Annotated in this window: 19 protein-coding genes; 11 read left to right on the top strand and 8 right to left on the bottom strand. The window is 62.3% G+C overall.

The window, feature by feature from the left end; translation table 11 throughout:
• Position 1 precedes the first annotated feature (1 nt).
• On the bottom strand, positions 2–1,060 hold the full coding sequence (locus V1293_RS24475) for a helix-turn-helix domain-containing protein (RefSeq protein ID WP_334512913.1): 1,059 nt from the start codon (positions 1,058–1,060) through the stop codon (positions 2–4).
• 73 nt (positions 1,061–1,133) lie between these two features.
• Positions 1,134–1,700 carry a GNAT family N-acetyltransferase gene (locus V1293_RS24470; RefSeq protein ID WP_334512911.1) on the bottom strand — a complete coding sequence of 189 codons (567 nt, stop codon included), beginning with the start codon at positions 1,698–1,700 and terminating at the stop codon, positions 1,134–1,136.
• A 169-nt stretch (positions 1,701–1,869) separates the two neighbouring features.
• On the opposite strand from V1293_RS24470, the gene V1293_RS24465 reads away from it, so the two are divergent.
• The 3 genes from V1293_RS24465 (at position 1,870) to V1293_RS24455 (ending at position 4,722) form a co-directional block, all read left to right on the top strand.
• A complete protein-coding gene (locus V1293_RS24465; protein ID WP_334512909.1) occupies positions 1,870–2,787 on the top strand; it encodes a pirin family protein in 918 nt (305 codons plus the stop codon).
• 69 nt (positions 2,788–2,856) lie between these two features.
• Positions 2,857–3,771, top strand: coding sequence for a phosphoribosylaminoimidazolesuccinocarboxamide synthase (locus tag V1293_RS24460; protein WP_334512907.1), 915 nt, complete (start codon positions 2,857–2,859; stop codon positions 3,769–3,771).
• A 147-nt stretch (positions 3,772–3,918) separates the two neighbouring features.
• On the top strand, positions 3,919–4,722 hold the full coding sequence (locus tag V1293_RS24455; RefSeq protein WP_334512906.1) for a crotonase/enoyl-CoA hydratase family protein: 804 nt from the start codon (positions 3,919–3,921) through the stop codon (positions 4,720–4,722).
• A gap of 46 nt (positions 4,723–4,768) precedes the next feature.
• Here the strand turns inward: V1293_RS24455 and V1293_RS24450 are convergent, their stop codons facing one another.
• Positions 4,769–6,265, bottom strand: a complete 1,497-nt coding sequence (locus V1293_RS24450; protein ID WP_334512905.1) for an NAD-dependent succinate-semialdehyde dehydrogenase — start codon at positions 6,263–6,265, stop codon at positions 4,769–4,771.
• A 238-nt stretch (positions 6,266–6,503) separates the two neighbouring features.
• Positions 6,504–6,824 (bottom strand): hypothetical protein, encoded by a 321-nt coding sequence (locus V1293_RS24445; RefSeq protein WP_334512904.1) that lies wholly within the window; start codon positions 6,822–6,824, stop codon positions 6,504–6,506.
• 368 nt (positions 6,825–7,192) lie between these two features.
• On the opposite strand from V1293_RS24445, the gene V1293_RS24440 reads away from it, so the two are divergent.
• A complete protein-coding gene (locus V1293_RS24440; protein WP_334512903.1) occupies positions 7,193–8,380 on the top strand; it encodes a serine hydrolase domain-containing protein in 1,188 nt (395 codons plus the stop codon).
• A gap of 901 nt (positions 8,381–9,281) precedes the next feature.
• Here the strand turns inward: V1293_RS24440 and V1293_RS24435 are convergent.
• The 4 genes from V1293_RS24435 to V1293_RS24420 form a co-directional block, all read right to left on the bottom strand.
• Positions 9,282–11,954 carry a DEAD/DEAH box helicase gene (locus tag V1293_RS24435; RefSeq protein ID WP_334512902.1) on the bottom strand — a complete coding sequence of 891 codons (2,673 nt, stop codon included), beginning with the start codon at positions 11,952–11,954 and terminating at the stop codon, positions 9,282–9,284.
• A gap of 10 nt (positions 11,955–11,964) precedes the next feature.
• Positions 11,965–13,518: a site-specific DNA-methyltransferase gene (locus V1293_RS24430; protein ID WP_334512900.1), complete on the bottom strand. Its 1,554-nt coding sequence runs from the start codon at positions 13,516–13,518 to the stop codon at positions 11,965–11,967.
• A 135-nt stretch (positions 13,519–13,653) separates the two neighbouring features.
• A complete protein-coding gene (locus tag V1293_RS24425; protein ID WP_334512897.1) occupies positions 13,654–13,890 on the bottom strand; it encodes a hypothetical protein in 237 nt (78 codons plus the stop codon).
• Between the two features lie 207 nt (positions 13,891–14,097).
• Positions 14,098–15,099, bottom strand: coding sequence for an adenosine kinase (locus V1293_RS24420; RefSeq protein WP_334512895.1), 1,002 nt, complete (start codon positions 15,097–15,099; stop codon positions 14,098–14,100).
• Positions 15,100–15,365: 266 nt separating this feature from the next.
• Here V1293_RS24420 and murJ point away from each other — a divergent pair, with 266 nt between their 5' ends.
• From murJ to V1293_RS24385, 7 genes are all read left to right on the top strand, one after another.
• Entirely contained in the window at positions 15,366–16,910 is a 1,545-nt protein-coding gene (gene murJ / locus V1293_RS24415) for a murein biosynthesis integral membrane protein MurJ (protein ID WP_334512894.1), read from the top strand.
• A 67-nt stretch (positions 16,911–16,977) separates the two neighbouring features.
• Positions 16,978–18,030, top strand: a complete 1,053-nt coding sequence (trpS, locus tag V1293_RS24410) for a tryptophan--tRNA ligase (RefSeq protein WP_334512892.1) — start codon at positions 16,978–16,980, stop codon at positions 18,028–18,030.
• 92 nt (positions 18,031–18,122) lie between these two features.
• Positions 18,123–18,617 (top strand): universal stress protein, encoded by a 495-nt coding sequence (locus V1293_RS24405; protein ID WP_334512891.1) that lies wholly within the window; start codon positions 18,123–18,125, stop codon positions 18,615–18,617.
• Positions 18,618–18,735: 118 nt separating this feature from the next.
• Positions 18,736–19,305: a NifU family protein gene (locus tag V1293_RS24400; RefSeq protein ID WP_334512889.1), complete on the top strand. Its 570-nt coding sequence runs from the start codon at positions 18,736–18,738 to the stop codon at positions 19,303–19,305.
• A 143-nt stretch (positions 19,306–19,448) separates the two neighbouring features.
• Positions 19,449–20,153: a tRNA (adenosine(37)-N6)-threonylcarbamoyltransferase complex dimerization subunit type 1 TsaB gene (gene tsaB, locus V1293_RS24395; protein WP_334512887.1), complete on the top strand. Its 705-nt coding sequence runs from the start codon at positions 19,449–19,451 to the stop codon at positions 20,151–20,153.
• Positions 20,150–20,632 carry a ribosomal protein S18-alanine N-acetyltransferase gene (gene rimI, locus V1293_RS24390; protein WP_334512886.1) on the top strand — a complete coding sequence of 161 codons (483 nt, stop codon included), beginning with the start codon at positions 20,150–20,152 and terminating at the stop codon, positions 20,630–20,632. The genes tsaB and rimI overlap by 4 nt, the downstream gene beginning before the upstream one ends.
• A gap of 53 nt (positions 20,633–20,685) precedes the next feature.
• Positions 20,686–21,135: a Fur family transcriptional regulator gene (locus V1293_RS24385; RefSeq protein ID WP_108512645.1), complete on the top strand. Its 450-nt coding sequence runs from the start codon at positions 20,686–20,688 to the stop codon at positions 21,133–21,135.
• Positions 21,136–21,163: the final 28 nt, after the last annotated feature.

The following is a 21,163-nucleotide window of genomic DNA, read 5'->3' as shown; positions in this document are numbered from 1 at the left end:
ATCAGGCGATACTGGCCTTCAGCCGGCGATATTCGGTCGGCGTGACACCCGTGGTGGCCTTGAAGGCGCGATTGAAAGGCCCTAGCGACTGGAAGCCGGCATCCATCGCGATCGTAATCACGGGCACCTCGGCCTGGCTCGGATCGGCCAGCGCGGCCTTGGCCTCGGCGATCCGGTGCTCGTTGAGAAAGACATTGAAATTGCGGTAGCCGAGCCGCCGATTGATCAGCCGCCGCAGCCGGTATTCGGGAATGCCGAGCTTGGTCGCCAAGGCGCCGATGGTGACGTTGTCGTGGCGGTAGATGCGCTCGTCGCCCATCAGCCGCATCAGCGCATCGACCAGCTTTTGATCGGCCGTTCTGGATTCGACCACGGCCGCGTCGCTTGCATCGACCTGAACCTCAGGCGCCGCCGGAAACAGGTCGGCGCCATCGACGCGCATCATCGCTATCGAGATTGCCGCCACCACGGCGGCCAACGCCGCGGAATTGACGGTGCTGGCGATCTCGGCGGCGCCGCTGCCGGACAGCGACATCTGCAGCACCGCATTGAGCCCGCCATACAGCGCGGCTGCGCTGACGATGAAGACGCGAACGCGGCGGCGACCCTCGACCAGATCCGACGACCAGGATGCGATGGTCTGCGCGACGGCCAGGACGATAAAACCGAGCGCCAGCAGATTGACCGCGATGATGGACATCCGCACACCGGACGCTGGCGCCAGCCACATGCAATTGACGAAACTAAAAGCGGCGACCGCCGCCCAGACCAGCGCGTGCCACCAGCGCAGCTTGAAAGCCTCGTCGAACAGCGCCCGCGTGAACAGCCAGAACACCACCACATTGCCGGTCGACAGCGCGATCACGGGTGCATGCGCGGCCGCGACCTGCGACGCCCCGATCGACGCAGTCACGGCATGCGCCGCCGACCCAAGCGCAAAAGCCGCAGCCAATCGCCCGGCGAGCACCGTGCCAAAACCGCGAAACAGCGACGTCGCCAGCACCAGCAGCAGCGCCACGGTGGCGCCGCGCAAGGCGATGTCGATGGTGGAAAGCATCATCCGATCGGGTCCGTTCGCACGGTCATCCGCGCGTCGTCAATCTAGTGCGAATTGTCGCGTGGTTCAATTTTCCTCAACTCTTCCATGTCGCCCGCGCGGTCACCCAGCGCTCATTGGCCTTGCCGGATAGATCGACTTCGCCATCCCTCCGTGCACCCAGCCGCCGCGCGACGCTCCTGGACGGTTCGTTGCTCGCTTCGATGCAATGGATGATTTCATCGATCTCGAAACTCGCAAACACCCAGTCGATCGACGCCCGCGCCGCTTCCACCGCGTAACCCTTGCCGCGCCATTCGCGATCAATGCCCCAGCCGACCTCGAAGCCCGGCCACCCCGGCGGGCACCATGGCCCGACGCGGCCGATATAGCGGCGGCTCGATTTTTCCTCGACGGCGAACATGCCAAAGCCATGCAGCGCCCAATGCCCCGATATCACGGCGGCGTTACGCCAGCCGCCGATCTCGGTGGTGATGGCGACACCGTCAGGCGTGATGTAGCGCGCGGTGCCGGGGTCGGACAGCATCGCCGTGTTCGCGGCAATGTCTTCGCTGCGCCATGGCCGCAGGATCAGGCGTTCGGTCTCGATGATGGGACCATCGACCTTCAGAAGTTTCGCGCCGGGCTTGAGCGGAGGGATCATCGGTTTCCTCGATCACGGTTTGTTATTGGCGTCATGGCCGGGCTTGACCCGGCCATCCACGTCTTGCCTGATTGCGGCATGAAGGACGTGGATGCCAGGCCCAAGGCCGGGCATGACGACCTAGCCCTGGGCAATCTGCTATAATCGCACAAAACATCAAGGAGTCCCCATGAGCTGGCAACCCTCCAACGATCCCGTGCTCGGCGATCCCAAGACTTGCGACGCGCTCGATCTGATCATCGTGCCGCGCACCCGCGATCTCGGCGACGGATTTGCGGTGCGCCGCGCGCTGCCGCATGGCAAGCGGCAGATGGTCGGGCCGTTCATCTTCTTCGATCATTTCGGCCCGGTTCAGTTCATGGCCGGCAAGGGCATGGACGTGCGCCCGCATCCGCATATCGGCCTTGCGACCGTCACCTATCTGTTCGACGGCTCGATCATGCACCGCGACAGCGAGGGCAACATCCAGGAGATCCAGCCCGGCGCCATGAACCTGATGACGGCCGGGCGCGGCATCGCGCATTCCGAACGCACGCCGGATGTGCAGCGGCGCGACGGACAGAAGATGCTGGGCCTGCAAAGCTGGATCGCGCTGCCGGCGGGATCGGAAGAGATCGCGCCGTCGTTTCAGCACTACGCCGCCGAAGCGCTGCCGACCGTGAAGGAGAGCGGCTTTACCGCGCGCATCATCGCAGGCGACGGCTTTGGCGTGAAATCGCCTGTGAGCGTGGTGTCGCCATGGTTCTATACCGAAGTGACCGCGCAGGCCGGGACCAGCGTTCCGCTCGATCCCGACCATGAGGAGCGCGCGATCTATCTGGTCGACGGCGAGGTCGAGATCGCCAACGAGCGCTATGAGGGGCCGCGGCTGCTGATCTTCCGGCCGGGCGACCGCATCACCGTGAAGGCCGTGAGGCCTGTGCGGATGATGTTTCTGGGCGGCGACGCGCTGGAGGGGCCGCGGCATATCTGGTGGAATTTCGTCTCCTCCAGCAAGGAGCGGATTGAGCAGGCCAAACAGGACTGGAAAACCGGCCGGTTTGCGGCTGTGCCGCAGGAACATGAGTTCATTCCGCTGCCGGAGTAGGCTATTGCTCCGCTTTCCCATTTGCGCGCCGGCGCCTGCGCCGGCACGCCTGCTCGAAAGCAAGACCCGATGAACGCGATGCTCGCCAGCGACCTGCCCCTGCCACGGATCGGCCGCGGCAAGGTGCGCGATATCTATGCCGTCGGCGACGACCGCGTGCTGCTGCTCACCACCGACCGCATCAGCGCGTTCGACGTCGTGATGGCCGAGACCATCCCGATGAAGGGCGCGGTGCTGACCCAGATCAGCGCCTGGTGGTTCCGCCAGCTCGAGGGCGTGGTGCCGCATCACATGATCAGCGCCGATGCCGACGAGATCATCCGCGAGATGCCCGCGCTGAAGGATCACCGCGCCGATATTCTCGGGCGCTCTATGCTGTGCCGACGCACCACCGTATTCCCGGTCGAATGCGTGATCCGCGGCTACATCTCGGGCTCGGCCTGGAAGGAGTACGCCGCATCCGGCACGCTCGCCGGCGAGGAGCTGAAGGATGGTCTCGTCGAAAGCGAGAAGCTCGACGCGCCGATCTTCAGCCCGGCCACCAAGGCCGAGACCGGCCATGACGAAAACATCACAGTCGCGCGGGTACGCGAGATTTTGGGCAACGACGTCGCCGAGAAGCTCGAGGGCATGGCGCGCACGGTCTATAATTTCGGCGAGCGGATTGCCCGCCATCAGGGCATCATCATCGCCGACACCAAGTTCGAGTTCGGAAGGGCTGCCGACGGCCGCATTATCCTGATCGACGAGGTGATGACACCGGACAGTTCGCGGTTCTGGGCCGCCGACGTCTACAAGCCCGGCCGGCCGCAGCCCTCCTTCGACAAGCAGCCGCTGCGCGACTATCTCGACGCCGAGCGCCGCGCCGGCCGCTGGAACGGCGACGCCCCGCCTCCGCCGCTGCCGGACAGCGTGGTGGACGCGACGAGCAAGCGGTATCTCGAAGCGTATCGCCGGGTGACGGGGAATGAGCTCGATATCTAACGCCGTCATTGCGAGCGAAGCGAAGTAGTCCATCGCCGCCAACCGCGGCAACAATGGATCGCTCGTCGCAATGACGAGCGGACAGAGCTTGCCCTGCACGCCCATCCGGTGCGAGGCTCCCTCAATAAGAATGCGAGGGAGCGCCCCATGTCAGAAGCCGATACCGTGCTCGTCGAACGCGACGGCCCCATCACCGTCGTTTCCATCAACCGCCCGCATTGCCGTAACGCCGTCGATGGCGCGACCGCGCGGAAGCTGTATGATGCGTTTCTTGCCTTCGATGCCGATGAGAGCGCATCGGTCGCCGTGTTCACCGGCACTGGCGGCTATTTTTGCGCAGGTGCCGACCTCAAGGCGGTGGCGGCGGGCGATCCCAACAAGAAGCGGGAGCTCGGCGGCCACGATTCGATTGCACCGATGGGGCCGAGCCGGCTGCGGCTGTCAAAACCTGTCATCGCGGCGGTCGAGGGTTTTGCGGTGGCCGGCGGGATGGAGCTGGCGCTGTGGGCGGACATGCGCGTGGTCGCAGACGACGCCACCTTCGGCATCTTCTGCCGCCGTTTTGGCGTGCCCTTGATCGATCTCGGTACCATCCGGCTGCCGCGCCTGATCGGGCATTCGCAGGCAATCGATTTGATCCTCACCGGCCGCCCGGTCGGCGCGCAGGAGGCGCTGCGCATGGGCCTCGCCAATCGCGTCGTCGGCCGCGGCGAGGCTTGCGCGCACGCGATTGCGCTGGCGCGGGAGATCGCGCGCTTCCCGCAAAAATGCCTGCGCGCCGACCGGCTATCGGCGCTGCGGCAATGGGATATTTCCGAGGAAGATGCGATCGCCAACGAGATGCGCGGCGGGCTGGAAGTGATCGCCTCGGGCGAAACGCTGTCGGGCGCGACGCGGTTTGCCTCCGGCGTGGGCCGCCATGGCGCGTTTGCGAGTGACGCGAGCGATTGATGAACTGTCGTCCCCCGCATTCGCGGGGGACGACGATAGATAGAGGCTACACGCCCGCCATCATCACGTATTTGATCTCGACATATTCTTCCATGCCGTGATGCGAGCCTTCACGCCCCAGGCCGCTCTCCTTGACGCCGCCGAACGGCGCGACTTCCGTGGTGATCAGCCCGGTATTGACGCCGACCATGCCTGACTCCAGCGCTTCGGCGACGCGCCAGACGCGGCCGAGATCGCGGGAATAGAAGTACGACGCGAGGCCGAACGGCGAGTTGTTGCACATTGCGATGACGTCGGCCTCGTCCTTGAAGCGGAACACCGGCGCCAGTGGGCCAAAGGTCTCCTCGTGCGCGACGAGGGCGTCAGGCTTCACATTTGAAAGCACCGTCGGCTCGAAGAAGCTGCCGCCGAGCGCATGGCGTTTTCCGCCGGTGACGATTTTTGCGCCGCCCTTGACCGCGTCGGCAATGTGCTTCTCGACCTTGTCGATCGCTGCCATGTTGATCAGCGGGCCCTGCGTCACGCCGGCTTCGGTGCCGTCGCCGATCTTCATCGCCGCGGCCTTCTTCGACAGCTTTTCGACAAACTGGTCGTAGATCCCGTCCTGGGCGTAGATGCGGTTGGCGCAGACGCAGGTCTGGCCCATGTTGCGATACTTGGAGATCATGGCGCCCTCCACCGCCGCATCGATATCGGCGTCGTCGAACACGATGAAGGGCGCATTGCCGCCGAGTTCGAGGCCGAGCTTCTTCACGCCCACTGAAGCCTGCTGATAGAGGATCTTGCCGACCTCGGTCGAGCCGGTGAAGCCGATGAAGCGCACGGCCGGGTGCTCGCACAGCACCTTGCCGATCGCCGACGAATTGCCGGTCAGGATATTGAACACGCCCTTGGGCACGCCGGCCTTTTCGGCGAGCGCCACCAGCGCCAGCGCGGTCAACGGCGTTTCATTGGCGGGCTTGAGCACGACGGTGCAGCCCGCAGCGAGCGCGGGCGACACCTTTCGGGTGATCATCGAGCACGGAAAATTCCACGGCGTGATGGCGCCGCAGACGCCGATCGGCTGCTTGATTGCGAGCAGCCGCGCATCCGGCCGCTGGGTCGGGATGGTTTCGCCATAGACGCGGCGGGCTTCCTCGGCGAAAAATTCGACATAGGCGCCGCCGATATCGACCTCGCCGAGCGCTTCGGCCAGTGGCTTGCCCTGCTCGGAGGTGAGGATCAGGGCCAGGTCCTCGCGGTTGGCGATGATCAGCTCGAACCATTTTCGCAGAATGTTGGAGCGCTGTTTGGCGGTGAGCTTGGCCCAGGCCGGGAATGCGCGCTCGGCGGCCTCGACCGCCTGGGTGGCTTCCGCGGTGCTCATGGCCGGCACCTTCGCCAGTTCGACACCGTTGACCGGGTTAGTGACCGGGCGCGATGGCGTGCCGACCCAGGCGCCGTCGATGTAGCAGCGGTCGCGCAGCAGCGAGGGGTCTTTCAGGCGGTCGTGCAGCGAGGGTTGGGAGGCTTTCGAAGCGCGAGCGGCGACGGGCGGGTTCATGGCGTACTCCTCGGATTTTCTTGGAATATTGGTCCGAGTATAGGCCTGTATCGGCGGCAATGCACCGCCCTCTACGGCAGGCCTGCTTCAAGGAATTTTGAGGGGCGATGCCGGTGGGGGACCACCGTCATTCCGGGATGGTGCGCTAGCACCAGACCTCAGGTGCGCAATTGCGCACCGGGGAATCTCGAGATTCCGGGTTCGATGCTTTCGCATCGCCCCGGAATGACGGCGTCAATCAGGCCGCGCCGCTCATATAGGTTTCGCGGCGGCCGATCATGCGTTGCGCGGCGGCCTTGGCGTCGGCCTTCGAGGAGGTCGCGCAGGTGCGGTATTCAAGATCGGGCAGCTTGGCACTGTCACGGCGACCGAACCAGGATTTGGACCCGACCGAAAGCTGCGCCAGCGCCTGGGCGACGTTATCGACCGCCTCGAACGAGTGCAGCGCGCCGGTGCCGGCATAGCGGACTTCGTAAAGTCCGGGCGTGATCGGCGCCTCGATATTCTCGCCACGCCCAGGACGGGGATAGCGCTTCCATTCACTCCAGGTCGAAATCATTGCGCAGCCTCGCAACTTCTAAAAAAATGACAACCATTTTGGTCAATTGGTCCAGCCGACAAGCGACGTTTGTGCTGGAATCTGAACGCTTTACTGCAAAAAATCGGCGGCGGGAATCGTGGCGAAATCACGATATCGTGGATGGTTAAGCCGGTCACCGACGCAGCAGATCGTCCAGCGCGGATTGTGGCGAGGTGTTGCAGTTTGGCGTCGCCCATACCGCGCCACCGCTGCCACCCCGCTCCATGCCTCCCTTGCCCATCACGAGATCGCGACATCGGCGGCGGCGGTCCGCGGCCGCTTGCCGGATCACACGGCCGGGAGGAAGATCGCACCACTCCATAAAAATCAAAGCTGGAGGTGACCCAATGCAAAGCAAAGCCCAGATCGATCAGATACTGCGTCAGAAATGCGAAGCCAAGGAGGTTCCCGGCGTGGTCGCGATGGCGGCGACCGGCAATGAGGTGATTTATCAAGGCGCGTTCGGCAAGCGCGACCTCGGCAAGGACGATCCGATGACCGCGGACAGCGTGTTCTGGATCGCCTCGATGACCAAGGCGATCACGAGCGCCGCCGGCATGCAGCTCGTGGAACAGGGCAAGCTCTCGCTGGACGAACCGATCGGCAAGATCCTTCCCGATCTCGCCTCCCCGCAGGTGCTGGAGGGCTTTGACGAAAGCGGCGAACCAAAACTGCGCCCCGCCACGAAGCCGATCACGCTGCGGCATCTCATGACCCACACCGCGGGCTTCGCCTACCACATGTGGAACGGCGACTGCGCGCAATATCTGGAGAAGACCGGTACCCCGGCCATCACCACCTGCCAGAACGCCGCGCTGACGATACCTATGATGAGTGATCCCGGCACGCGCTGGGAATACGGCATCAATATCGACTTCGTTGGTAAGGCTATCGAAGCGGTGACCGGCACGCGGCTCGATGCGTATCTGCGCGACAATATCCTGGCGCCGCTCGGCATGAACGATACCGCGTTCAAGATCACCGACGCGATGCGCCAGCGCCTGGTCGGCATGCACGCGCGGACCGAGGACGGATCGCTGGCGCCGATCCCGTTCGAGCTGGAGCAGAATCCGGAATTTCATATGGGCGGCGGCGGCCTCTACGGCACGGCGGGCGACTACGTCAAGTTCACCCAGATGATCCTCAACCAGGGCCGCGGCAACGGCAACCAGGTGCTGAAGCCCGAGACCGTCGCGCTGATGGGCCAGAACCACATCGGCGATCTCACCATGGGCAAGATGGTGACGGTGATGCCGATCTACACCAACGATGTCGATCTGTTCCCCGACATCGTCAAGAAGTGGGGCCTGAGCTTCCTGATCAACACCGCCAAGACGGCGGAAGGCCGCAGCGCCGGCAGCCTCGCCTGGGCCGGCCTCGCCAACACCTATTTCTGGATCGATCCGGCGCGCGACGTCGCCGGCGTGATCCTGATGCAGCTGTTGCCGTTCGCCGATGGCAAGGCGCTGGAAGCCTTTGCGGGGTTTGAGAGCGGGGTTTATGCCGGGCTGGATGCCGGGCAGAAGGCGGCGTGAAAAAGAAGAATGAGGACGACCACGCTTCCTCGCGTGGCACGCCCTCGCTCCACCCACACTCGTCGTCCCCCGCGAAGGCGGGGGACCCAGTACGCCGCGGCCTACCGATTCTGTCTGCTGTCTCTGGAATACTGGGTCACCCGCCCCAGTGCGCAATTGCGCACAAGGCGGGTGACGACAACGGAGTGTGTGGCGCGGTCATTGTTCATCAAACACACCTTCGCGATCTCGCGGCGCGTTCCGCCCGAGGTTTTCCATCTTCGTTCGCCCCTCCTTGAATACAGAGGGCGCAGGGAAGACCGGGTGCGCGCTGCACCCGCGGTCTCGTGTGCAATTGCGCACAAAGACGCGCACACGAGCATACAGGTCCAGCGGAGAGCATCCGGCCTTCCCTGCGCAATGGTTTTACGGCGTACTTCGTGCTCTTCCCGGTGTGCGAATTCCTTTAGCCACCGTCATCCGCGGATTGATGGATGGGGCCAGCCCGGTCGGGCCGGCACATCCTCCGCGGACTTGACACCAGCCACGGGTGCCAGAACCACACGACTTGGCCGTACGCGGCACGCCCAACGCCAAAACCTCGACGGGCTTGGTACCCACCCACCGAAGTTTGACGAAGAGCGGCTTAGCATCGGTCGTCGGCGTGCCGTCCCTTCGCTCACGAAGCCCCAAAGGAGCCCGCCCTGCGACGACGTTTGCGCGCCCGACGCTGCCGCGTCCACCGCACCCGGCCCCGCGCTTAGTGACGATCGCGAAACGCCCCTCTTGGGGGACGGGATACCGGAGGTTGTAAGGGTGATTTGGGGGAAACGCGAAGCGGATTATTTTTGCCGAAGATCGTTTTTTGATTTGCGATGTCGGGCAAATCAGTGCTGGGCCCGACGTGAAGAGTAGCGGCGAACTACCGATTCCGATTGATCGCATCCAACAGTTGGCCGCGCATATCGCGACCGTCAATTTCTCTCTCGATCATCGCAAACAGGCCCTTGCCCCCGCTCGCCTTCTCCCACAACGCTCCAACAAGCCGCTTCTCGTTAGTGTCGTCGTTACCAGAGCCCGCCAAATGCTCGCCCTTGTATTCGACAACGAAGATGCGACCGTCCTTCAGCTTCGCAACGAAATCGGGATAGAAGAATCCTGACGCCAGCGGCAACCGGAATGAGTTAACGTGCTTAGCGACGTTCATGATCCAGAACTCGACCTTGTCGTTTAGACTGTCGAGCATCTGGGCACATTTGAATTCCTCACCTCCGTCGCCCTCGATCCCGCTGAAAGCAGGAACATTATCGGGACCCAAGAAATGGTTGCGAAATCGGAAAGCACCACCGCGATGCCTCCGGACGTCAAAGTACATCTGTTTCGAGAAGTTGAATCCCTGCTCGAACGAAACGCTCGTCTTGGCCTCGGGAGAGAACAAGCAAAGTTGATACGCGGTATCGCACCCCTCTTGCCGGATGGCCTTGATCTTTGCTTCCAGCTTCTGCGCCAGCGGATACTTGGCTCGCCAGAGTGCGGACATAGGAATGCCGCGTGTTTTGGTAAGGTGGGTAATCGCCTCACGGAGCCATCGCAAGAGTTCCGAAGGTGGCACGTATATCTGGCGCACCTGACGATCGAGCCAGACGCTTAGATTGATCTCGTCCCAACCTTCCACCGGTGTATCAAGGGACAGCCGATCCTGTTCGTTCACAAACGAGTAAGCGAGCTTCTTGCCGTCAAGGTCGATTTCGAATTCCATCTGGCTTTGGCGAATGGAGAACTCGCTTTCGGTGAGGACCGCTGGAGTATTGAGAAGCGACCACTCAAAATCCTCCATAAAGCGGTCGGTCTCGGCAAACACGAATTCGTCCTGTACCCAAGCCGTCAGGGCCGGGACTACAAAACTTTCGCCTCGCTCGGCCGCCGACAGAAGAGAATGCGTCTCGGCTCGGTATCTTGTCGCCGCCTCGGAAAGTTTCCGGCGCAAAACTTCAGGGGCAGCCCTGATAATCGCAGCCTCAACCTCGGGCGCAAGATAACCTGATACGGCGACCTCTACATTGCCATCATTGGTCGGGCGCACCGTGACGGCATCGCCAACTTGTTGATGGAGGGCTTCGATTGCCTCTGGCGTCGCAGCAAACGAGTGCCGGAATTCTGGGGCCGGTCGCTCGCGTAACGAGAACAGGCCATCGCCATGCAGTTCGAACTGGGGATTCTCGATATTTTCACGGGCCTCGGAACTGTCAAAGCCCATATCCACCAACCTGTCGACCAAAGCTTTGGCAGCTTCAGTAAAGACTGGCTCGGCTATATGCGCGTAGGCTTTGTTTAGTTCAGGAGAGATGCGGCGCTTTGCATAAGGCATCCGCAACACGCGGCCCAGCAATTGCTCCACGGCGGTTGAGCTCCTGATCTTCGAGACTGAGCAGAAAACATAGGCAAAAGAACAGTCCCAACCTTCCTTCAACGCGTCGACGGTTATGATGTATTCGACTTTCGTACCTGGATCGAACAAGTTGATGGCATCAAGCTCCCGTTGATCACCGGTGGCGACTGCGATCTTCTCTTCGGGGATATTTTCGGTCTCGATCAGATGCTTCTTCAATACCTCGACGGTAACGTCTTCGTCCCGTTGTTGAGCCTGAAACAGAACGATAGGGCGGATATAGCCAGCGGTATCCAGCAGCGCCTTTTCCGCCAATGCTGCCCGTGTAGCTACCGCACCACCAACGGCGCTTTGCCAGTCGGCGTGCTCGGTGAGCACGATGGGCAACTTGATCATTTCCTCCTGCTTGAGCTCCTGCGCCGTAACGTTGTGCAAGATGTTCGAGTTAAAGTGAGGAGTCGCTGTAAACTCGACGATAGCGCAGGGGTTAACTCGCGCTTGCATCTCACGCGAAAGGCCGGTCATCGCATTGTGCGCCTCGTCGACGATCATCAGTGGACGGTGCAGGTGCATCAGGTTGGCGAATGAGAACTTTATCCGACCATTATTGGGACCTTCGTCGATTCGCTCCAGGCCTGGAGCGTTGGGAGCCACGGCGCTGAAATGCGCCTCCAAATCCTCATGGTGGGCATATACCTTGCGGCCCTCAGTATTAGAGACCCGAAGAGTTTGGATGGTGCCAACCACGATGCAAGTCTGGTCACGTAAGTCTTGCGGTCGAATCATCGGGAAATCGGCAATGTCAAAGATTCGGACCCGACCCTCGAAAGCTTCGTCCAGCGCCTGCCTATATGCGTGTCGAGTGTTCTTCAGCGCCTCCACGGACTGCAGGCGAATAGTGTTGGTCGGCACCAACCACAATACAAGCGGATGGTCTCTCTCAATCCAGCTATCACGAGCAACGGCGACTGCACGGGCTGCGAGCAAGGTCTTGCCGCCACCGGTCGGCAGTCGCAGGCAAACATACGGCGCCAACGGCACAGCTTCGAGCGCCCGGTACGCGCCGGCATAACGGCCCAACCGCGCTTTCTGTGGCGGCTCGTTAACGATGTTTTCGTAGGCCAACCTTGGACCGCTGACACGGGCGTCCCGAAAAAATCGCGCGAGCGTTGAAAGCGTTTGTTTTTGATAATCCTTCAGCTCCATCGCGCCTTCCTCATTTCCGAGCTTTCACTTCATAAGGCGTTTGCTTGAAAACGATTCCCTTCCGCGCCAATGTGTCAGCCGACAGTCGCGAGGCCTCGCCATAGACCGTCACCCCCCCCGTGAAGTCGCTTTTCTTCTTTGCGATCTTTGCGTTGATGATGGCGAGAGTTTCGCGTGTCAGCACGTTGCCGCCCTTGGGCGTATCGTCTCCGAGAATACCATTATAAAGGAGGGCAAACGCGTTTCCGCCGTGGAACCCCAACAGTGGGCTTTTGCCCTTACCGCTCCATGGCTTTCCCGTTTCTGAAAACCAGACATGCGCGGCGAGCACTGGGAAGCGAATGCCATCGCGAATGCGACCCTCAGCGTTGAACGCGGGCTCTCCAAGCCGATAGAAGCGAAAGCCACCGCCTCCCTTCCAATTCACGCTTTCCGATATACCGCCCTGCTCGCCACCGATGACCTTTTTCAGACGCGGAACGCAATGTGTGACGGCATGTTCGCCCATCTCGACGCCAATATATCTGCGTCGCATCTTGTGCGCGACGGCAGCGGTAGTGCCCGAGCCCAAGAATGAATCGAGAACCAAATCGCCCGGATTTGTAGCGACCTGAAAAATCCGTTGAATCAATCTTTCTGGTTTCGGAGTCGCAAAGCTGATGTCACCGCCGAAAAGAACATTGCATTCTTTCTTGGATTCGTCCGTGTGCCCTACCTCGTCATGAGGCCACCACGTCCATGGAACGAGGCCCTTCACCTCCGAGAGGTATCGAATGACACTCGGTTGCGCATCGCCATTTCTACCCCAATAGATGCGGTCGGCATTCTTGAGTTTCAGAAATTCCGACTCAATCATCGACCAACAACGTCCCGGGGGAGGGACGTGTTCCCGGCCATTTGGACCAATGATGGTGTACATCTGATTTGGTCGGTAGCCTTGCGCGGTCATTGGGAGGCCGCGCCACCGCTTGGTAGGGTCCGTTTCATTAGGATTGTCAGGATTTCGATAGATTTTCGCTTGAGCTTCATCCAGCGGAACAAGATTGCGCGACAGCTTGAATTTCTCCGGAGATTTCGAGTACACAAATATGTACTCATGAACGTCACCGATGCTCTCGCGGTTTTCTCGCGAATAGCGCTTTTGCCAAACGTTCGACGCGATGAAACAATGACGACCCATTACTTCATCAAGAACAACCTTCAGGTACTGGGCTTCATTGTCGTCTATCGATATCCAGATGGATCCATCTTCCGCCAGCAATTCTCTCAACAACATGAGGCGCGGCCAAATTAGCCCAAGCCATTTGGAATGTTCGAGATTATCATCGTACTGCTCGAAAGCAGTTTTCGTGTTGTACGGGGGATCGATGTAAATGCATTTCACCTGGCCTGCGTAAAATGGCAGCAGGGCTTTCAACGCATCAAGGTTGTCGCCTTGAATTAGCATGTTGCCGGCGTCACGATCACCAGCACCGAATTCAGGCACTTCCTCCAGGAGACGATAGGGAACTTTATCGGCCGCTAGAAGATCGTGATCGCGCGTGAGCCATTGTAATGTTGGCATGGACGAAGAAACTTCCAGCAAGGGAAAAGCTAACAACCCCTCATAAAGAAAGGCCAGCTTCTTGCCAATCGTCCTAAGACAGCTTTGGGCCTCCCAAGGAAATCACATGGTTCGCGTCATTAGCGTATAGGCAGATCATTCGTCGAAGTCGAAGAAGACGCGCGGATCCGGTTCAGCCGGCGAATCGTCGGGGATACCGTCCGGCAGGAAGTCCCTTCCTCCAAGCGCGTCGGGTTTGGCCCAGAACTCGTCGATGTCGACGGGCGGTCGTTCTATCGGCTCGGGGTCCAGGTGGACCGGCGGCGCCGGACGGACACCTTCTCGAAAGAACTTGCCGCGCTGGGCGATCGAGAAATCATATTCGTCCTTCATCGGATCACCCTCACTCGTACTGACTTCGCAGCGCGCCAGCGAGCTGAAATGATGCGTATGGCTGCCCGCTCCGACAGAAACGTCCCGCTAGTTGCATAGCAAATGTCGCGAGGAAAACGAAGCGCTCTGGCTGCTCCGAGCGACGCATTGGGCAAAGACGTGGATGGCCGGGTCAAGCCCGGCCATGACGGGTGGCGAGACCTTACCTCACACCGGCAGCCCGTTCTGCCCCGCCAGCTCCTTCAGCGACACCTGCGGCCTTGCGCCGATGTGCTGGATCACCTCGGCCGCAGCCAGCGCGCCCAGCCGGCCCGCGGCCTCATAGCCCGCGTTGCGCACCAGCCCGAACAGGAAGCCGGCGGCAAACAGGTCGCCGGCGCCGGTGGTGTCGACGAGCCTTTCAATCGGGAAGGCGGGCACCGCGGTGATGCCGTCGTTCCCTGCGACCACGCAGCCCTTCTCGCTGCGGGTGACTACTCCGAGTTTTGCATCGGTGCGGAACTGCTTCAGCGCGCCCTCGAAATCCGAGGTCTGGTACAGCGAATGCAGCTCAGTCTCGTTGGCGAACACGAGGTCGACGGTGCGTTTACGCATCAGGTCGAGGAACTCGTCGCGATAACGATCGACGCAGAAGGAATCCGACAGCGTCAGCGCCACCTGGCGGCCGGCAGAGTGCGCGATGTGAGCGGCCTTGACGAAGGCTTCCTTGGCGTTCTTCGGATCCCAGAGATAGCCTTCGAGATAGACGATGCGTGACGCCGCGATCTGCGCGTCGTCGATGTCTGCGGGGTTGAGGTCCTGCGCGGCGCCGAGATAGGTGTTCATGGTGCGCTCGCCGTCCGGCGTCACCAAGATGTAGCAGCAGCCGGTGGCGGGGCCGCCTTCCGCCGCCCGCGTCTCGAAGGCGGCGCCGGCGGCGCGGATGTCGTGGGTGTAGAGAGAGCCGATCTGGTCGTTCTTGACCTTGCCGATAAAGGCTGTGCGGGCTCCAAAGTTGGCAAGACCGACGATGGTGTTGGCCCCCGAGCCGCCGCTCATCTCGGTCGCCGGGCCCATCTCCTTGTAGATCGCGGCGGCTCTGGCCTCGTCGATCAGCGCCATGCCGCCCTTGGTCATGCCGTGGCGGGCGAGAAAACCCTCGTCGGTCTGCACCAGCACGTCGAAAATCGCATTGCCGATCCCGAGAACGTCGTATTTTGCGTCAGTCATTCATCCGTCCTGTTTTGCGGCGGTGTGTGAAGAAGCCGAGCGCGGCCAAGAAGGTTGCGGCCTACCAGATCGGCCCCGCGCCAGCAAGGGAAGCGGGGAGCAATACCGCGAACTCGTCATGCCCGGCCCTGTGCCGGGCATCCACGTCCTTGCTTCACTGAAACAGGAAAGACGTGGATGGCCGGGACAAGCCCGGCCATGACGAAGATCAAGGACGCGGGGCGGACATTGCTGCCAGCAAGGCAAGCGGCTGCTATAGAGCGCCAATGATCCGCTCTTTTCTCACGGTTTCGACGGGAACGCTGGCCTCGCGGCTGCTTGGATTCGTGCGCGATTCCGCGCTCGCGGCGCTGCTCGGCGCGGGTCCGGTTGCGGACGCGTTCCTGGCGGCGTTTCAACTGGTCAATGTGGTGCGGCGGCTGCTGACCGAGGGCGGGCTGAACGCCGCGCTGGTGCCGGCGTGGCTGCGGGTGCGCGAGACCGATGGGGCTGTGGCCGCGGCAGCGTTTGCCGGGCGCGTGCTCGGCACCGTGACAACAGCGTTGATCGCAGCCACAGCGGTGCTCGCGCTGGTGATGCCGCTCGTCATTGCGGCGCTGGCGCCGGGGTTCTCCGGCCGCGAGACGCTGCAGCTCGCGACAGACAACGCCCGCCTGATGCTGCCCTACCTCGCCTTTGCCGGTCCGGTGACGGTGATGATGGCGCTGCTGAACGCGCAAGGCCGCTTCGCGCTGACGGCGTTTTCGCCGCTATTGTTCAACATCGCGCTGATCGCGGTGATGGTCGTGCTGCTCGCCGCGCGTCCCGATGCCGTGCAAGCCGCGCAAATCGTCGCCGCGACCACAGGCATTGCCGGACTGTTACAGCTATCGGTGCTGGTGTTGCGCCGTGGCGGCAGCATCGCCGGACCTTTGCGGATTTCATTCGATAGCGGAATCCGCGGCTTTCTCGGCAAGGCCGCACCCGGCATGATGGCATCGAGCGCACCGCAGCTTTTGATGGTGGCCGGCGCGATCATCGCCTCGTCCTCGCCGTCCGCCGTATCCTGGCTCTACTTCGCCAACCGGCTGGTCGAATTGCCGCTCGGCATCGTCGGCGTCGCCATGGGCACGGTGCTGATTCCGGAACTGACGCGCGCATTACGGGCCGAGGATCGCACAGCCGTGGCGAATGCGGAATCGCGCGGGCTCGAACTCGCCGTGGGCCTCGCATTGCCGGCCACGCTCGGGCTGATGGTGCTCAGCGAACCGATCGTGCGGCTGCTGTTCGAGCACGGCGCCTTCACCGCCGATGACACCAAAGCGACGGCGCGTGCGCTGATGTGGCTGACGCTGGCGCTGCCTGCCCATGTGCTGGTCAAAGCCCTGTCGCCGGCGTTCTTTGCGCGCGAGGATACGATGACGCCGCTGGTCTCAGCACTGAAGGGCGTCGTGCTGGCGATTGCGGCGGCCTTCCTGCTCAGCCATTGGTACGGCACTGAGGGCATCGCAGCCGCGGTTGCGTTTGGTGCGTGGAGCATGGCGTTCAGCCTGATCCGCCGCGGCGCGGAGACGTTTGGATTCTCGATCGATGCCAGCGCAAAACGGCGGCTGCCGCGCATCGCGCTCGCGGCGCTCGCGATGGGCGCGGTGCTGTGGCTGGCGACGCGCTCGCTGCCGGCGCTTGCCTCGGGCGTGCACGGTCTCGTGCAGGCCGTCCTGCTGCTGGTCGTGATATCGGGCGGAATTGCGGTTTACGGCCTGCTCTTAAGGCTTTTCGGCGTCACCGGCTGGCGCGACGCGGTTAACGCGATCAGGCAAACAAAAGGCTAGCCGCTTGCGCTGACAGCCCCTGCGTGGCAAACGACGGCGCGAAACAGGCATCCTCGGGAAGCTGGCTATGGCTTTTGTTGAAAAAGTATTTTCGGGCGTCCAGCCGACGGGCAATCTGCATCTCGGCAATTACCTCGGCGCGATCGTCAACTTCGTGAAGATGCAGGAAACCCATGACTGCATCTATTGTGTCGTCGACATGCATGCGATCACGCAAGGCGTCGACGTCTGGGGCGGTCCGGCGGAGCTCGCCCGCAACACCCGCGAGGTCACCGCGGCGTTCATTGCCGCCGGCATCGATCCGAAGAAGCACATCGTATTCAACCAGAGCCAGGTCACCGGCCACGCCGAACTGACATGGATCTTCAATTGCGTTGCGCGCGTCGGCTGGCTCAGCCGCATGACCCAGTTCAAGGAGAAGGCGGGCAAGGACCGCGAGAACGCCTCCGTGGGTCTCTACGATTATCCGGTGCTGATGGCGGCCGACATCCTGCTCTATCGCGCCACGCACGTGCCGGTCGGAGAGGACCAGAAGCAGCATCTGGAGTTGTCGCGCGACATCGCGCAGAAATTCAACAACGACTTTGCCGATTCGATCCGCCGCCACGGCACCAATGACGGCCTGTTCTTTCCGCTGCCGGAGCCCTTTATCGTCGGCCCCGCGACGCGGGTGATGAGCTTGCGCGACGGCACCAAGAAAATGTCGAAGTCGGACGCATCGGACAATTCGCGCATCAACCTGACCGACGATGCGGATACCATCGCGCAGAAGATTCGGAAAGCAAAGACCGATCCGGAACCGTTGCCGTCGGAAGAAAAGGGCCTTGAGAACCGCCCCGAGGCCGACAACCTCGTCGGCATCTATGCGGCGCTTTCCGAGCGCAGCAAGGCCGACGTTTTGAAGGAATTCGGCGGCGGGCAGTTCTCCAGCTTCAAGAACGCGCTGGTGGAACTTTGCGTCGCAAAACTCGCGCCGATCGCCTCCGAGATGAAGCGGCTGGTCGCCGACCCCGGCCATGTCGACAAGATCCTGATCGACGGCGCCGACCGGGCGCGCGTCATCGCCGATGAAACCATGCGCGCGGCCAAGGATATCGTCGGTTTCATCCGAAAGGGCTAGCTTTCACTGCGGCGTTGCAGCAGCGACGCCGCTTGTCTGGCATGGCCGCGCCGTGGCAGCATGCGTCGGTTTGGCGCAGCACCGGGACATGCATGACCACCCAGCGACGAAGCTACGAGACGGGTCACAAGCCAAAATGCCTTGTCATCGTTGACGACACCGCGGAATGGGACCGCGCGGTCTATTATGCCAGCCGCTGGGCCATTCGCGTCGGCGGCGGCGTGGTGATGCTGCGCATTATCGAAATCGAGGACCAGAACCAGCAATGGCTGGGCGTTGCCGACCTGATGCGCGCCGAGGCCGAGGACGCCGCCAACGAGGCGCTCGACCGCGCCTCGGGCCGCGCCAACGGCATTGCCGCGATTACGCCGGAACGGGTGATTCGCGAGGGCGACCCGACCACCCAGATCCTCGACGTGATCGACAAGGACGTCGATATTTCGATGCTGGTGCTGGCGGCCAATCCAGGCCCCGAGGGCCCCGGCCCGCTGATCAGCATGATCGCGCAGGTCACTGGTTCCTTCCCGATTCCCGTCGTCATCGTCCCCGGCGACTTGAGCGATTCGGACATCGACGGCCTGTCTTAGGGCTTGATACGCTTACAGAATTGCTGGTTTGCGCCCCTTGATCGTGCATGCCCCGTCGCCATCTGCTATGGGAAGCCCCACGCGCCGGCCTTGAACCGGCGACGCCGGAGAAAACCAGATGTTCATTCAGACCGAAGCCACGCCCAATCCTGCCACCCTGAAATTCATTCCGGGCCGCACCGTGCTCGATACCGGCACGATGGAATTTTCCACTCCTGAAGCCGCCGCCCGCTCGCCACTCGCCGAACGGCTGTTCGGCGTTCCCGGCGTATCCGGCGTGTTCTACGGCTACGATTTCGTTACCGTGACCAAGGCGGATGGCGACTGGCAGCACCTCAAGCCCGCGATCCTCGGCGCCATCATGGAGCACTACATGTCTGGCGCGCCGCTGCTGACGGACGGCACTGCCGGCAACGACGAGGCGGCGGACGAGGAAGGCGAGTTCTTCAACGAGGCCGACGCCGATACGGTCGCGACCATCAAGGATTTGATCGAGACGCGGGTGCGCCCCGCCGTCGCCAATGACGGCGGCGACATCACCTTCCGCGGCTTCAAGGACGGCGTCGTCTACCTCAACATGAAGGGCGCCTGCTCGGGCTGCCCGTCATCGACGGCGACGCTGCAGCACGGCATCCAGAACCTGCTGAAGCATTTCGTGCCCGACGTGGTCGAAGTCCGGCCGGTGTAAGAGACCGATCGGCCGCATCCGACGTATCAAATCAAGGATTTCGTCATGGCCGGGCTTGTCCCGGCCATCCACGTCTTGTCTTGTGATAAAGCAAAAGACGTGGATGCCCGGGACAAGCCCGGGCATGACGAGAATGATAGATCATGCTGATCCTCGCCATCGATACCGCGCTTGATGCCTGCGCCGCGGCCGTGCTCGACACCAGCGCAGGCGGCGTCGTCGCGCAGGAATCGCAGGCGATGAAGCGCGGTCATGCCGAAGCCCTGATGCCGCTGATCGCGCGCGTGATGAAGGCGTCAGGCGCTGCCTTTGCCGCGCTCGACCGCATCGCCGCGACCACCGGTCCCGGCAGCTTTACCGGATTGCGCGTCGGCCTTTCCGCCGCCCGCGGCATCGCGCTCGCCGCCGGCAAGCCGGTCGTCGGCGTAACGACGCTGACCGCGTTTGCCGCCCCCATCGTCAGCGAGAATCGCGAACCTCATCCTGTCCTCGCCGCGATCGATGCGCGGCATGATCATGTCTATTTCCAGGTGCTCGGCGGCGATGGCAGTTCATTGATCAAGCCGAAGGTCGCGCCGATTGCGGAAGCGCTCGACGCGGCGCGCTTCGGTGCACCGTATCTGGTCGGCAATGCGGCGCAGATTCTGGCCGACCGCTGGCCGGCCGATGCAGCGCCACCCTTCAAGATCGACCAGCAGGCAGCGCCCGACATCGCCTGGGTGGCGTGGCTGGGCGCCGCCATCGATCCCGAGACCGCACCGGCGCGCCCCTATTATCTGCGCGCGCCCGATGCCAAGCCGCCAAAGGATCCGCTGTCCGCCGCAGCCCAGCCGCCGGCATCAGGATGACATGGTTCTCCGAATGGTGGAGCGGCGGCACGGCCGTGATCGAACCGGCCGGTCCGCGCGACGCGGCGCGTCTGGCGCAACTGCATGGCGCATCGTTTCACCGCGGCTGGGGCGAAGGCGAATTCGAGGTCATGCTGACCGAGCGCAACACGCTCATTCACCGGCTCAGAGCCGGGCGCAAGATCATCGGCTTTGCGGTGTCGCGCTGGGCTGCCGACGAGGCGGAGTTATTGTCGATCGCGATCGATGCGACCCAACGTGGCCGCGGCCTGTCGCGCAATCTGTTGCTGACGCATCTCGGTCATCTCGCGGGCCGCGGCGTCCGCAAGGTGTTCCTCGAGGTCGAAGAAAATAATCCGCCGGCGCGGCGCCTGTATGAATGGGCCGGATTTGAGGTCGTTGGCCGCCGGGAACGCTATTATCAGCAGCCCGGCGGCGAACAATTGAATGCACTTCTGATGCGGCGTGACTTGTCGTAATGTGCGCTCGGTGGCAAAAGACCCCCGACCTGCGTCCGAAGGCCTTGAGACCCATGCCCGTACTGAAATCCCCGTCTGCGCACAAGAATACCGGCATCGAGGCGCGCTGCGCCGCCACCGGCATGCGCATGACCGAACAGCGCCGCGTGATCGCGCGCGTGCTCGCCGATTCGGTCGACCATCCAGACGTCGAGGAACTTTACCGGCGCTGTGTCGCGGTCGACGACAAGATTTCGATCTCGACCGTGTACCGCACCGTCAAACTGTTCGAGGACGCCGGTATCATTGAGCGTCACGATTTCCGCGAGGGCCGGGCGCGCTACGAGCAGATGCCCGACAGCCACCACGACCATCTGATCAATCTGCGCGACGGCAAGGTGATCGAGTTCACCTCCGAGGAGATCGAGAAGCTGCAGGCCGAGATCGCCCGCAAGCTCGGCTACAAGCTGGTCGATCACCGGCTGGAACTGTATTGCGTCCCGCTCGACGAAGAGAAAACCTGATCGCGTGCAAGGCTTGAATTCGAACGGC

The sequence above is a fragment of the Bradyrhizobium sp. AZCC 1693 genome (genome assembly GCF_036924745.1).
In the GTDB taxonomy this organism is placed as follows: domain Bacteria; phylum Pseudomonadota; class Alphaproteobacteria; order Rhizobiales; family Xanthobacteraceae; genus Bradyrhizobium.
This window is presented reverse-complemented; position numbering and strand designations above follow the sequence as displayed.